Origin of the sequence: Dactylosporangium sp. NBC_01737, from assembly GCF_035963215.1 — a bacterium.
GTDB lineage: Bacteria > Actinomycetota > Actinomycetes > Mycobacteriales > Micromonosporaceae > Dactylosporangium.
Genome location: NZ_CP109153.1, coordinates 6,865,944 through 6,879,074, shown reverse-complemented (window position 1 = coordinate 6,879,074; position 13,131 = coordinate 6,865,944). Strand labels below are relative to the sequence as shown.

Below are 13,131 nucleotides of genomic sequence, written 5' to 3'. Positions count from 1 at the left end.
TGAACTTCAAATTCTCGGTACCCGCTTCTACGCTCCCGCCACCGAGGCCTCCGCCCCGCACCACGGCCCCGGCACACCCCCCGCCTCGCGAAGGAGTGCGCATGGCGAAGCGCCGAACATCTCTGCCCGTCTGCCTGCTGTCCGTGCTCGCCGCCGCCGTCCTCACCACGGCGAGCCCGACCCCCGCCACCGCCGGCGTCCCGGCCGCCGCCCAGGCCGCCACCGTGTCCACGACGGGCTTCCGGTTCGTGGACGTCACGGGCTCCGGCGGCGTCGTCCTCAAGGCCAACGTGATCGCCCCGTCCGCGGCCGGGCGGTACCCGGCGATCGTCTTCCCCGCCAGCTGGGGGCTCAACGACCTCGAGTACATCGCCCAGGCCAGGACCCTCGCCGGCCGCGGCTACGTCGTCGTGTCCTACACCCCGCGCGGCTGGTGGTCCTCCGGCGGCGAGATCGACACCGCCGGGCCGAAGGACATGGCCGACCTGTCGAAGGTCATCGACTGGACGATCGCCAACACCGCCGCCGACCCGTCCCGCATCGGCGCGGCCGGCATCTCCTACGGCGCCGGCATCAGCCTGCTCGGCTCGGCGTTCGACCCGCGCATCCGGGCGGTCGTCATGATGAGCGGCTGGACCGACCTGGTGTACTCGCTGTACGGCGACCAGACCCGCCATCAGCAGTCGGCCGGGCTGCTGCAGCTCGCCGCCGGCCTGCTCGGCAACGCCGGCCCGGACCTGACCGGCAAGCTCGACGACTTCAACGCCAACCGCAACGTCGCGCAGATCATGGCCTGGGCCGGCGTCCGCTCCGCGGCGACCTACCTCGACGCGATCAACGCCAACCGCCCCGCGGTGCTCATCGCCAACTCGTGGGGCGACTCGATCTTCCCGCCCAACCAACTGGTCGACTTCTACGGCAGGCTGGCCGGCCCGAAGCGCCTCGAGCTGCGGCCCGGCGACCACGCCATCGCCGAGCTCACCGGCGTCATCGGCCTGCCCAACGACGTGTGGAGCAGCGCCTACCGCTGGTTCGACCAGTACCTGGCGGGGATCGACACCGGCATCGGCGGTGAGCCCCCGGTCCTCGTGAAGCCGCACAACGCCGCCACCGAGAGCTACCCGGCATGGTCCTCGCTCAACGGGAGTGTCCGCCGGTACGGGCTGGGCTCGATCCGCTGGTGGGACGGCACCGGGCTGCTCGGCGGAAACCCGGGGACCGGCTGGAGCAAGAGCCTGCCGACCGACCTGAACACGGTCGCCGACGGCGGGATCGTGCTGCTCACCAACGGCGCCGCGGCGCTCACCGGGGTGCTGCCGCAGATCTGGCTGCCGGCCGTCGACCGGCTCCGGGCCGGGGTCTGGGCCTCGGACCGCCCGTCGACCGTCCAGCGCATCCGCGGCGTACCCAAGGTCCACCTGAACCTCACGGGCACCGCCGCCCAGGGCACCGTCGTGGCGTACCTCTACGACCTCGACAACCTCGGCAACGCCAAGCTCATCACGCACGCCCCCGTCACCTGGCTCGGCACCGCGGGCGGCAACCGCAGCGTCGACGTCGCCCTGTCGGCGACGGCCTACGACGTGCCCGCCGGGCACTCGCTGACCCTGGTCGTGGACACTGTCGACCCGCTGTACTACGACGCCAACGCCCCCGGCGGCTCGGTCACCGTCGCCGGCGGTTCCTACGTGGACGTGCCCCTGCGGTAGTGACATTGGACGCACGGCAGGTGTCGGCGGCCCGACCTCCCTGGGGGCCGCCGGCACCTACCGTGTCGAACATGATGCGCAAGCTCGCCTGCACCGTCCTGCTGACCCTTGCGCTGGCCGCCTGCGGTTTCTCCGAACCGTTCGAGAGCGGCGACGGCAAACGCATCAAGATCGCCGTCGAGGGCCTCTTCGGCGAGCTGGAACGCGCCGACTACACGACCGCCGCGTCGCACTGGTGCGCGTACGAGCCGCCCGCGAAGCCGCCGACCGCCGACGAGCTCAAGGAGACCTTCAGCGGCTATGCACGGCCGTGGAAGACGAAGCTCGTCTCGTCGCAGCACACCTCCGGCGGCACCGGCGTCGCCAACCTGACCCTCACCGACGGCGGCGGCGCCCAGCACCCCTTCAACGTCGACTTCACCATGGCCGGCGGCACCCCGAAGGTCTGCAGCGTGGACACCGGCACCGTATCCATCGACGTCGATTTTTAGGGGCGGCAGGCACGTCGAGACCGCCGGGGGATGGCTGAGCCGGCGGTGATCATGGCATCGTCAAGGATCAATGCGCGCTTCATCGATCCAACGGAGGATGTCATGAAGGCCCGCACCCGTCGTGTGGGGATGGTCGCCGCCGCGGTCGTCGCCACGGTTCTGCTCGTTGCCCCGCCGCCGGCCGGCGCCGCCGAGGACACCGCCGACCGTCATCAGGTGAAGCTGGAGGTGTTGTCCAGCCAGGCCGATCAGGTCACCGGCGGCGACGCGCTCGTCAGGGTCCGGCCCGCCACCGCCAGGGTCACCCTCAACGGTGCCGACGTCACCGGCACGTTCAAGCCCGACGGCACCGCGTTGCTCACCGGGCTGCGTCAAGGCGCGAACGAGCTGCGGGCCGGGAACGCCCGCCTGCAGCTGCGCAACCACCCGATCAGCGGGCCGGTCTTCTCCGGGCCGCAGCAGTATCCGTTCGTGTGCCGCACGGAGGCGGAGGGGCTCGGGCAGCCGCTCGTCGACAACCAGGCCGGGCAGGGCATGCGGGTGTACCGCGTCGACGCCGCCGGCGCCAGGACCACGGAGCTGGCGGGGTGGAGCAGGGACTGCGCCGCGCCGACGGTGGTGGACCTGTTGTACCGCTCGACGGCCGGCACCTTCAAGCCGATGCCCGCCGACGGATCCCGCCCCGCGGACCTGACCACGACGACGACGCTGGACGGCAGGACCGTCGACTACGTGGTGCGCCGGGAACGCGGCACCATCAACCGGTTCCTCTACGCGATCAGCATGCTCGCCGACGAGTCGGCGTGGAACCAGCGGGTGATCTACCGGTTCGACGGCGGGGTCGCCATCGGGCACGATCAGGGGCGGCTCGCCGGTGGTCATCTCTACCACGAGGGTCTGTCGCTCGGGTACGCCGTGCTGTACTCCAGCGGCACCCGCACCAACACGCACTACAACCTGGTCCTCGGCGGCGAAACGGCGCTGATGGTCAAGGAACGGTTCATCGAGCGGCACGGTGTCCCGCTGTACACCGTCGGCGTCGGCGCGTCCGGGGGTGCGATCCAGCAGTATGTGTACGGGCAGAACTACGGCACGCGGGTGATCGACGCCGCGATCCCGCAGTACTCCTACCCGGACATGGTCACGCAGGTCATCCACGTCGGGGACTGCGAGCTGCTCGAGCACTACATGGACGTCACCGACGCCGCGAACCCGAAGTGGGCCGACTGGGAGCAGCGCACCAGGCTGATCGGGATGAACGCCAGCGCGACCGTGCCCAACCCGTACCGCGGCGGGCAGCCGGGCTCCGACGAGTGCGTCGCCGGATGGCGCGGGCTGACCCCGCTGTCGATGAACCCGAAGTGGCAGCAGCCGGACCCGCTGTGGGCGCAGATGGATCCGCCCGGCGTGATGCTGACCGTACCGTGGACGCACTGGGACGACCTGCGCAACATCTACGGCATCGGGCCCGACGGCTACGCCCGCGTCGCGTGGGACAACGTCGGCGTGCAGTACGGGCTCGCCGCGCTGCGCGACGGGTTCCTGACGCCGGCGGAGTTCCTGGACCTCAACGCCCGGGTCGGCAGCTGGAAGGCGTCGGGCGACATGGTCCAGGAGGGCTGCCCGTTCGTGCCGCAGGCGTGCGCGGACCCGGCCCAGTTCGACCCGTGGAGCAGCCGCAACATGCGCCTGTCCGCCGACGGCGGCATCACCCCGGCGCCGCGCTCGACCGGCGACCGGCAGGCGATCCGGGCCGCGTACGAGTCCGGCCTGGTCTTCACCGGCCGCATCGACATCCCGGTCATCGACTGGCGGCACTACCTGGAGGACCAGCTCAACATGCACAACAGCCACCAGTCCTTCGCCGCCCGGCAGCGGATGCGGGACCGTGGCACCGCCGGCAACCAGGTCATCTGGTTCACCGACGCGCGGCCGGCGGTCGCCTTCGACCAGACGCCGGAGGCCCTGGCCGTGATGGACCAGTGGCTCGGCAACATCCGGCAGCGCCCCTGGCTCGGCGTCGCCTGGAACCGCCCGGCCAAGGCGGTCGACCGGTGCTTCGACACGGCCGGCAAGGAGCTCGCCGCCGGCCCGCGCGTCTGGGACGGCATCCTGGACGGCCGGCCCGCCGGTGCCTGCACGGCCCGGTTCCCGTTGTACGGCACGTCCCGCACGGTCGCCGGCGGGCCGATCGAGGGCGGCGTCTTCGCCTGCGACCGGCAGAGCGTCGAGGCCGCCGTGGCCCGTGGCGTGTACGGCACCTGGCGGCCGGGCGCCGCGGAACGGGCCCGGCTCAAGGCGATCTTCCCGACCGGCGTCTGCGACTACCGGCACTGACGTCACGGCCAGCAGGACCAGACGCAGACGGCGACGCTGCGGCGCCGCGTCCGGCTCGCCTGACCGCACCGGGCGCCCCCGCCGGAACAATGGCGGGGGCGCCCCCTCCAAACACCGGCGTGCGAGCGTGTACCCGGTCGGGAGGTGCGGGTGCAGCAGACTGAGGAGTCGTTCCGCCAGTACGTCGCGGACAGGCTCGCGGCGTTGTCGCGGGTCGCGTACCTGCTGACGGGTGACGTCCACCTGGCCGAGGACCTGGTGCAGACGACGCTCATCCGGGTCGCCGACCGGTGGGACCGCATCGTGCGCAGCGGCGACCCGGAGCCGTACGTGCGGCGGGTGCTCTACACGTCGCACGTCTCGGCGTGGCGGCGGCGCAAGATCCACGACGAGCCGTACGCCGAGCCGCCCGACCGGATCACCCCGGACCCCAGCGGGCAGGTCGTGGTGTCCCTCGCCGTCCGGCAGGCCCTGGCGCGCCTCAGCCCGCGGCAACGGGCCGTGCTGGTGCTGCGGTACTTCGAGGACCACACCGAGGCACGGACCGCGGAGATCCTCAACCTGTCGGTCGGCACCGTCAAGAGCCACGCCCGGGAGGCACTGGAACGGCTGCGGACCGTGGCGCCGGAGCTCGCCGCGGCCCGGGAGGGCAGATGAGCATAACGACACCCGGGAGCCCGGTCCGCGACACGCTCGCCGCACTCGCCGACGAGATGCCGCCGCCCCGGTTCCCCGATGCGGCGTGGTCGCTCGGCCGGCGCCGCCGCCGGCGCCGCAGGGCCGCGGTGAGCGCCGTCGTGCTCGCCGTCGCCCTGGCCGTGCCGTTGTGGTGGACCGCCGGCCCGCGACCGGGACAGGTCGCCGGACCCGCCGACGGCGAGGGGGCCCTGCCGTCCCGGGTGGGACGGCCGTGGCTGTGGCAGGCCACCATCGGCCAGTCGCCGCCGGGACCCGCCACGGTCATGTACACCACCGACGAGACCGTCTACCTCGAGGCGACCACCGTCGTCGTCGGCCGCGACGGCAGCTACCGGATCAAGGCGCAGGTGCTCGGCCACAACATCGGCCGGCTCTCCCCCGACGGCGGGCGGCTCCTGGTCGGCTACGAGGGCGTGCTCGACCTGCGCACCGGCAAGGAACACCGGCCGCCGGGCGGCACGCCGGTCGACTGGAGCCGCGACGGCCGCCAGGTGCTGTCGGTCACCGAACGCGACATCAACCTCGTCGACCTGGCGACCGGCGACGTCCGGCAACTGCTGCGGGTCGACATGACGACCGACGGGACGCGGCTGTCGCCCACCGGGGACCGGATCGCGTTCGGCGAGGGGTCCGCGAGCGAACAGCGGACCTGGCTGCGGGTGGTGCACCTGGGCGGGGGCGAGGACCTGAAGGTGCCCGTGGAGTCGGCGCAGGACCTGTGGTTCCCGCCGGTGTGGAGCGGCGACGGCCGACGGATCGCCCTCACCAAGGGCGTGTGCTTCAACGCGTCCCAGGGTCCGGACGTCTGCAGTGCCAAGCCGCCCGGCCGGCTGGTCGTCGTGGACGCGGAGACCGGCGCCGAGCTGCGCAGCTTCCCGCACCCCGACCGGGTCCTCGGTTTTCGCGGCGACGACCTGCTCGTCGAGCGCGACCACACGATCCTGCTGGTCGGCGCCGCCGGCGAGCGGACCGTGATGCGGCTGCCGGCCGACGCGGACCGGCCGGAGATCCCCCTCGACCTCATCGAACGCGGCACCTTGGGCGGGCCGGCCGTCAGCGCCAACCCGTTCGCCGCCCGGAGCGGCTTCTCCGTGTGCGCGGGGGTCGTCGCCCTGCTGGTCGCCTACGCGGTCTGGAGGGTCCGCAGGCGCATCCGCTCCAGAGGAAACTTTCCGCTATAGTGGCGGGCGTGGAGCCCGTCCTGGCGAACCTCACCGCCCAGCTGCGGCTGCAGCGTGCCCGGCGCGGGCTGAGCATCGAGGACCTCGCCGCGGCCAGTGGCGTCAGCCGCAGCATGATCTCCGACATCGAGCGCGGCGCGAAGGTGCCCAGCGTGCTGGTCCTCGCCCGGCTCGCCACGGCCCTCGACGTCACCGTGTCGCGGCTGCTCGGCGAGGACCAGCCCGAGCCGGTGATCCTGCTGCGCGCATCCGGCCAGCCCACGCTCACCGACCCCTCCGGCTGGGAGCGGCGGATCCTGTCGCCGAACCTGCCGGGCGTCGAGTTCGAGCTGATCCGCACCGCCGTCCCGGCCGGCGTCGTCATCGGCGCGTTCGCCGCGCACGCGCCCGGCTCCCGGGAATACGTCGCGGTCGAGTCCGGCCGGCTCCTGGTCACGCTCGACGGCGTGGAGCACCTCCTCGCCGCGGGCGACGCCCTCTACTACGCCGGCGACCGCACCCACGCCTTCGCCAACCCCGGCGCGAAGCGGTGTGTCTACTACACCGCCATGCACGTCGCCGGCCGCCACGACCTTCCGGAGGCACGAGGATGACCGCACCGACCGTCCGGCCGCTCGACCCGGCGGGCCTGCCCACTCCGGTGGGCAACTACACGCACGGCGTCGAGGTGACCGGCGCCGTGCGCACCGTGTACGTGAGCGGCCAGGTGCCGTGGGCCGACGAGGACGGCGCGATCCCGGCGGACTTCGCCGCGCAGTGCCGGCTGGTCTGGCGCAACGTCCTCGCCGTGCTCGCCGAGGCCGGCATGGGCGTCGAGCACCTGGTCAAGGTCACCACCTACCTGTCCGGCCGCGAGCACCGCTCGGTCAACGCCGCGGTCCGGCAGGAGATCCTGGGCGGGCACCGCCCCGCGCTGACGATCGTCATCACCGGCATCTACGACGAGGCGTGGCTGCTGGAGATCGAAGCGGTCGCGGTCGCCGTCACCGGGCCAGTTCCGTGAGCCGCGCCGCAGACACCGCGTGCCCGCCGGCCCGCGCGGCGGCGAGGGCCTCATCGGCCAGGCGCTGCGCGCCGGCGTCACCGCGGGCCGCGGCCAGCTCCGCCGCGGCGAGCCGCGCCTCGTAGTGCCCGAGCGCCGGACCCGTCGCCAGGGCCTCACCGGCCAGGCGTTCCGCGTCGGCGAACCGGCCCAGGGCAACGGCGACCATCGCGCCGCGGGCCGACGCCCACGACGCGAACAGGGTCAGGTCCGTCCCGGCCGCCGCAGCGGAGTCCCGGAACGCCGCCGCGGCCTCGTCCAGCAGCCCCCGCGCCTGCAGGCAGATACCGCGGGCGCGGTGCGCGGTCGCGGTCCAGCCGCGGTGACCGGCGTCCCGGGCGATGCGCAGCGCCGACGCCGCGTCCTGCTCCGCCTCCGGGTGCCGGCCCAGCGCGGTCAGCGCCTCGCTGCGGTGCCACAGCGCATATGCCTGGCCCTCCGCGGCGTCGAGGTCCCGGGCCAGCCGCAGCGCCTCGGACGCGTCGGCGAGCCCCTCGGCGGGCCGGCCGAGGAAGACCAGCCCGTGCCCCCGGGTCGAGCGGGGCGTCACGACCCGCAGCAGGTCGCCCGCGTCGCCGAAGGACCGCGCGACCCGGTCGAACAGCTCCACCGCCGCGTCGATCCGCCCGTCGAGGAACGTGGCCATCGCCCGGCCGTCGAGGATCCGCGCGACCCCGCCCGCGTCGCCGAGACGTTGGTACAGCTCCAGCGCCGCCTGGGCACGCCCCGCCGCACGGCCCGGCTCGCCGAGGTTCATGTCCAGGATCGCCGCGGTGTCCAGGGCGAACGCGCGCATCGCGTCGTCACCGGCCGCCGTCGCCTCGACGAGGGCCAGCTCGGCGAGCTCCGCGGCGCGGCGCGGGTCCTGCGCGCCGAACGTCAGCATCGCCAGCCTCGACAGGCGCCGCGCCCGCGGGCCCGCCGGGTCGGCGAGCAGCGCCTCGCGCAGGTCGGCCTCGGCCACGGCGTGCGCGCCGTGCACCGCGCCCGCGTCCGCCCGCAGCTCCAGCAGCGCGCCCCGCAGCGGCCCGCGCGGGTGCAGCGCGAGCCCGGCGCCGCACAGCGCGACCGCCTCGTGGGTGGCGTGCCCGCGCAGCGCCGCCCGGGCCGCCCGCTCGTACCAGGCGGCGGCGGTCGCCGAGTCACCCGAGTCCCGGTGGTGCCGGGCGACCTCGGACGGGTCCGCGTCCTCGGCCTCCAGGGCCTTGGCGAGCAGGCCGTGCAGGCGGCCCCGCCGCGCCGGGGACAGGTGGGCGACGGCGGTCTCGCCGACCAGGTCGTGCGCGGCGGCCCAGCCCTCCTCGCCGAGGCGGACCAGCCCGACCTCCGCGAGGGCCGACAGCGTGTCCAGGACCGCCCGGTGCGGCAGCCCGGCGGCCTCCGCGACGGTCCTGGCCGGCACCTCCCGCGCCAGCAACGCCACCAGCGGCAGGACGTCGGTGCCGGCGGCGTGCCGTTCGATGCGCCGCAGCACCGAGCGGCGCTGCCCGGCCCGCCCGACCTCCGCCGCGAGCCGGACCGCCTCGGGGCCGGCGGGGCACCAGCCCGACACGTCGACCCTGACGGCGTCGAGCGCGACGAGCTCACGGAGCACCTCGGCGACCGCGAACGGCGTCCGGTCGGTGCCTTCCACGACGGCGGCGGCGAGGGTACGGTCACCGACCAGCCCCGCCACGGCCTGCGGGGTGAGCGGGTCGAGTGGAATGTCGGTGACGGGACGCACGTCGCGCAGCTCGGCCAGGACCGACGCCGGCAGCTCCTCGGACCGGAACACCAGCACCGCGGCGAGGCTGGGCAGCCGGGCCAGGGCCGAGCCGAGCAGGGTCAGGCTGGACGGGTCGGCCCACTGCACGTCGTCGGCGACGAGCACGGCGCCGTCACCGGCTGCCGTTTCCAGGATCCGCAGCCCGCCGGCGAGCAGCAACGCCCGCAGGCTCTCCCCTCCGGGCACGGACCCCGCGGCGTCCGAAGTGGACAGTTCAAGGAGTTCGGGCAGGAGCGTGGCGAGCGCGTCGCGGACGCGCGGTGGCAGCGACGCGCCGACCCGGGTGTCGACGGCCAGGGCCTCGCGCAGCAGCGAGCGGGCCAGTCCCCACGCCTCGGCCCGTTCGGGCAGGAACGCCCGCGCGGCGATGACCGGCGACGCCCAGCCCCGCAGGACCTCCGCGACGAGCCGTGACTTGCCGACGCCGGCGACGCCCCCGACGGCCGCCACCCCGCCCTCGGCAAGCACCTGCCGCAGCCGCCCGGCCGCGTCGTCCCGCCCCACGAACCGCAGCCGCGACTCCCCGCCCCGCCGCCGGCCGCGCCACCCGCGAAACGCACCGAGCCGCCCGCCGAACCCACCGGCCCACCCCCGAAGCCCGCCACGGCAGTGGTTGGGATGGCGGCCGCAGTCGCGGCGGTCGCGGGGTGGCGCCGCGCAGCAGTCGCAGTTGCAGGTCCGTGGCCTCGGCGGACGGGTCGACGCCGAGCTCGCCGGCGAGCAGGCGGCGCGACCTGTCCAGGTGGGCGAGGGCGCCGGCGCGGTCGCCGCGTGCCGCGAGGGCCCGCGCGAGCAGCAGGACGCCCGGCTCGCGCAGCGGCTCGGCGGCGACGACCTCGGCCGCGTACCCGGTGGCGGCGACGTGGTCACCGAGCGCCGCCGCCGCACCCGCGGCGACCTCGAGGAGGTCCACCCACGCCCGGGTGAGCCGGTCCCGGGCGCCTGCGGCCCAGTCGGCGTAGGCGTCCTCGGGCAGCGGCTCCGCCCACAGCGCCAGGGCGTCCGCCGCGGACCGCAGCGCCGCCGCCGGGTCGCCTGCGGCCGCGTGCCCGTGGGCGGCCGCCGCCCCGTCGAGGAACTCGGCAATGTCGAGGCGGCACGGGCCCAGGGCGTACCCGCCGGGGCCGGTGATCACGAGCGCCGGATCCGTGAGGGCCCGCCGGGCCCGGTTGACCAGGACGTTGACGTTGCCGGCGGGGTCGGCCGGGAGGCGGTCCGGCCACAGCGCCGCGGCGAGGGCGTCGTTGGTGACCAGGTCCGGGCGGCGGGTCGCCAGGATCCGCAGCAGGACGCGGACCTTGCGGCCGGCGAACGCGGCCGGCGGGACCTCGTGCCCGTCGCGGAGCACCCGGAAGCGGCCCAGCAGGTGCAGCCGGACGTCCACCATCGGTGACCACCGCCTCCGTCCACCCGAAGACCACCCGAAGACCGCCGGACGACCGCCGGAGGACCACCGGACGACCGCCGGAGCACCGCCGGAGCACCGCCGGAAGACCGCCAGTTTTCTGCCAGGTCGTGTCCCTACCGTCGGCAACGACACCGAGATTTGGAGGACACGATGAGCGACGCTTACGAACAGCAGGACTTCGCCGCACCCGCCGAGACGCGCGAGTTCCCCAACGGCCGCGCCGACCTGGTCCGCATCGGCGGCACCGAGATCGGTCGCCTCACCTTACAACCGGGCTGGCGCTGGTCGACGGACGTGCGGCCCCTCGCCGGCACTGACTGGTGCGAGGCCCCGCACTTCCAGTACCACGTGGCCGGGACGCTGCGGGTGCGCACCAGCGACGGGCGTGAGTTCGACGCCACCCCGGGCCAGGTGACCGCGCTGCCGTCCGGACACGACGCGTGGGTGGTCGGCGACGACCCGGTCGTGGTCGTGGACTGGTGGGGTGCGTCCAACTATGCGAAGTGAGCCGCACACCATGGACGTCACCGACCTGTACCGCACCGCCGCCGACGCGTTCGCCGGCCGGGTCCGGCTGATCGGCGGCCGCTGGGACGCCCCGACGCCCTGCGCGGGCTGGGACGTGCGGGCCCTCGTGCACCACATCGTGGAGGAGGACCTGTGGACGCCGCCGCTGTACGCCGGCCGCACCGTCGACGACGTCGGCGACAGCTTCGCCGGGGACCTGCTCGGCCCCGACCCCCTCGCGGCGTTCACCGTCGCGGCGCGGGATGCCGCGGCGGCCGTCGCCGGGAGCGGGGCGATGGAGCGCACCGTGCACCTGTCGTTCGGTGACGTGCCCGGGACCGAGTACGCGATGCAGCTCGCCGCCGACCACCTGGTGCACGCCTGGGACCTCGGCCGCGCGCTCGGCGCCGACCCGGACCTCGACCCCGCGGCGGTCGGGGCGGTCCGGGCCTGGTTCGAGGGCACGGAGGACGCCTACCGGCAGGCGGGCATGATCGGCCCGCGGGGCACCGTCCCCGACGGCGCCGGTCCGCTGCGTGAACTCCTCGCGATGTTCGGGCGGCAGCCGTGAACGCGCTGGCCGCCGTCGAGCGGTTCAACGCGGCGTTCGACGCCAAGGACGTCGAGGCGATCATGCGGGCCATGACGGCCGACTGCGTCTTCGAGGACACCGCCCCGCCCTCCGGGCAGCGGCACGTCGGGGCCGCCGCCGTCCGGGAGGCGTGGGAGCGGCTGTTCGCGGCCTCCCCCGACGCCCGGTTCACCGCGGAGGAGGCGTTCGAGGTAGGCGACCGGGTCGTGGTGCTGTGGCACTACCGGTACACCGGCGGCCACGTGCGCGGCGTCGACGTCTTCACCGTCCGCGACGGCCTGGTCGCCGAGAAACGCGCCTACGTCAAGGGTTGATGTGCGGGCCGAGCAGCGTCAGGTCCGCGGGGGACAGCCGGTCCCGGGCGGTCTTCGCCTGGTGCCAGTACGGGTACAGCAGGTCGACGGCGCTGACGTCGTCGAGCCTGCGCCGCTCCTCGTCGCCGAGGACCAGGTCCGCGGCGGCGAGGTTGTCGGCGAGCTGCTCGCCGGTGCGGGCGCCGATGACCACCGACGTCACCGCCGGGCGGCCGAGGATGTAGGCCAGGGCGACCTGCGCGGCCGACACCCCGTGGCCCGCGCCGATCTCGACGAGCAGCTCGACGGTGTCGTAGAGCTTCTCCTGGTCGTACACCGGCGGCTCATCCCAGTCGGAGAGGTGCCGCGAACCGGCCGGCGGCTGCTGGTCGCGCCGGTATTTGCCCGACAGGAGCCCACCCGCGAGGGGGCTCCACACCAGGACGCCGAGATGCTGGTCGACGGCCGCGGGGATCAGCTCATACTCCGCGTCGCGGGCCTGCAGCGAGTAGTAGATCTGCTGGCTGACCGGGCGCGGCAGGCCGTGCAGCACGGCGGTGCCGACCGCCTTCATCAGCTGCCACCCGGCGTAGTTGGACAGCCCGACGTAGCGGACCTTGCCCGAGCGCACGAGCAGGTCGAGCGCCTCGAACGTCTCCTGCAGGGGTGTGACGCCGTCCCATTCGTGCAGCTGATACAGGTCGATGTGGTCCGTGCCGAGCCGGCGCAGGCTCGCCTCGCACCCGGCGATGACGTGCTGCCGGGACAGCCCGGCGTCGTTGGGGCCCGGGCCCATCGGCATGCGGACCTTCGTCGCGACCAGCACGTCGTCGCGGCGGCCTTTGAGACCGCTGAGCACCTCGCCGACGATGCGCTCCGACTCGCCGCCGGAGTAGACGTCGGCGGTGTCGATGAGGTTGACCCCGGCGTCGAGGCACCGGTCGACCTGCCGGCGCGCCTCGGGCACGTCGGTGGCGCCGACGGCGGCGAACCCGCCCTTCCCGCCGAACGTCATCGTGCCCATCGTGAGGACGGAGACCATCAGACCGGACCGGCCGAGCGCGCGATATTCCACCCGGACACGATACCCACCCGCGGCACTAGGGT

Annotated in this window: 12 protein-coding genes and 1 pseudogene; 10 read left to right on the top strand and 3 right to left on the bottom strand. The window is 74.4% G+C overall.

The annotated features are described in order from the left end of the window. Window positions 1-101: 101 nt before the first annotated feature. The 7 genes from OHA72_RS31180 (at window position 102) to OHA72_RS31150 (ending at window position 7,420) form a co-directional block, all read left to right on the top strand. A complete protein-coding gene (locus OHA72_RS31180) occupies window positions 102-1,709 on the top strand; it encodes a CocE/NonD family hydrolase (RefSeq protein ID WP_327011354.1) in 1,608 nt (535 codons plus the stop codon). A 71-nt stretch (window positions 1,710-1,780) separates the two neighbouring features. After that, a complete protein-coding gene (locus OHA72_RS31175; protein WP_327011353.1) occupies window positions 1,781-2,200 on the top strand; it encodes a hypothetical protein in 420 nt (139 codons plus the stop codon). Window positions 2,201-2,302: 102 nt separating this feature from the next. Further along, window positions 2,303-4,537 (top strand): DUF6351 family protein, encoded by a 2,235-nt coding sequence (locus tag OHA72_RS31170; protein WP_327011352.1) that lies wholly within the window; start codon window positions 2,303-2,305, stop codon window positions 4,535-4,537. A gap of 150 nt (window positions 4,538-4,687) precedes the next feature. After that, window positions 4,688-5,194, top strand: a complete 507-nt coding sequence (locus tag OHA72_RS31165) for a SigE family RNA polymerase sigma factor (protein WP_327011351.1) — start codon at window positions 4,688-4,690, stop codon at window positions 5,192-5,194. After that, entirely contained in the window at window positions 5,191-6,417 is a 1,227-nt protein-coding gene (locus OHA72_RS31160) for a hypothetical protein (RefSeq protein ID WP_327011350.1), read from the top strand. The genes OHA72_RS31165 and OHA72_RS31160 overlap by 4 nt, the downstream gene beginning before the upstream one ends. 8 nt (window positions 6,418-6,425) lie before the next feature. Then, window positions 6,426-7,010 (top strand): helix-turn-helix domain-containing protein, encoded by a 585-nt coding sequence (locus tag OHA72_RS31155; protein ID WP_327011349.1) that lies wholly within the window; start codon window positions 6,426-6,428, stop codon window positions 7,008-7,010. Then, window positions 7,007-7,420 (top strand): RidA family protein, encoded by a 414-nt coding sequence (locus tag OHA72_RS31150; RefSeq protein WP_327011348.1) that lies wholly within the window; start codon window positions 7,007-7,009, stop codon window positions 7,418-7,420. The genes OHA72_RS31155 and OHA72_RS31150 overlap by 4 nt, the downstream gene beginning before the upstream one ends. Here the strand turns inward: OHA72_RS31150 and OHA72_RS31145 are convergent. Next, a complete protein-coding gene (locus OHA72_RS31145; protein ID WP_327011347.1) occupies window positions 7,401-9,728 on the bottom strand; it encodes an ATP-binding protein in 2,328 nt (775 codons plus the stop codon). The two genes, OHA72_RS31150 and OHA72_RS31145, sit on opposite strands and share 20 nt — an antisense overlap. A gap of 214 nt (window positions 9,729-9,942) precedes the next feature. Next, window positions 9,943-10,611 (bottom strand): annotated as a pseudogene (locus OHA72_RS64935) (AfsR/SARP family transcriptional regulator); the annotation flags it as partial. Between the two features lie 171 nt (window positions 10,612-10,782). Here OHA72_RS64935 and OHA72_RS31135 point away from each other — a divergent pair. Genes OHA72_RS31135 through OHA72_RS31125 form a run of 3 tightly spaced genes read left to right on the top strand, consistent with a single transcriptional unit; the run spans window position 10,783 to window position 12,045 of the window. Then, window positions 10,783-11,139 (top strand): cupin domain-containing protein, encoded by a 357-nt coding sequence (locus tag OHA72_RS31135; protein ID WP_327011345.1) that lies wholly within the window; start codon window positions 10,783-10,785, stop codon window positions 11,137-11,139. Further along, entirely contained in the window at window positions 11,129-11,710 is a 582-nt protein-coding gene (locus OHA72_RS31130; RefSeq protein WP_327011344.1) for a TIGR03086 family metal-binding protein, read from the top strand. Before OHA72_RS31135 ends, OHA72_RS31130 begins: the two co-directional genes overlap by 11 nt. Further along, a complete protein-coding gene (locus OHA72_RS31125; RefSeq protein ID WP_327011343.1) occupies window positions 11,707-12,045 on the top strand; it encodes a nuclear transport factor 2 family protein in 339 nt (112 codons plus the stop codon). The genes OHA72_RS31130 and OHA72_RS31125 overlap by 4 nt, the downstream gene beginning before the upstream one ends. Here OHA72_RS31125 and OHA72_RS31120 read toward each other — a convergent pair. Further along, a complete protein-coding gene (locus OHA72_RS31120; RefSeq protein ID WP_327011342.1) occupies window positions 12,035-13,099 on the bottom strand; it encodes an aldo/keto reductase in 1,065 nt (354 codons plus the stop codon). The genes OHA72_RS31125 and OHA72_RS31120 overlap by 11 nt on opposite strands. Between the last annotated feature and the right edge of the window lie 32 nt (window positions 13,100-13,131).

Bases quoted from the DNA above. Each gene is read 5' to 3' on its own strand.
- OHA72_RS31150 (WP_327011348.1), top strand. From the start codon at position 7,007: ATGACCGCACCGACCGTCCGGCCGCTCGACCCGGCGGGCCTGCCCACT.
- OHA72_RS31180 (WP_327011354.1), top strand. From the start codon at position 102: ATGGCGAAGCGCCGAACATCTCTGCCCGTCTGCCTGCTGTCCGTGCTC.
- OHA72_RS31135 (WP_327011345.1), top strand. From the start codon at position 10,783: ATGAGCGACGCTTACGAACAGCAGGACTTCGCCGCACCCGCCGAGACG.
- OHA72_RS31170 (WP_327011352.1), top strand. From the start codon at position 2,303: ATGAAGGCCCGCACCCGTCGTGTGGGGATGGTCGCCGCCGCGGTCGTC.
- OHA72_RS31160 (WP_327011350.1), top strand. From the start codon at position 5,191: ATGAGCATAACGACACCCGGGAGCCCGGTCCGCGACACGCTCGCCGCA.
- OHA72_RS31175 (WP_327011353.1), top strand. From the start codon at position 1,781: ATGATGCGCAAGCTCGCCTGCACCGTCCTGCTGACCCTTGCGCTGGCC.
- OHA72_RS31130 (WP_327011344.1), top strand. From the start codon at position 11,129: ATGCGAAGTGAGCCGCACACCATGGACGTCACCGACCTGTACCGCACC.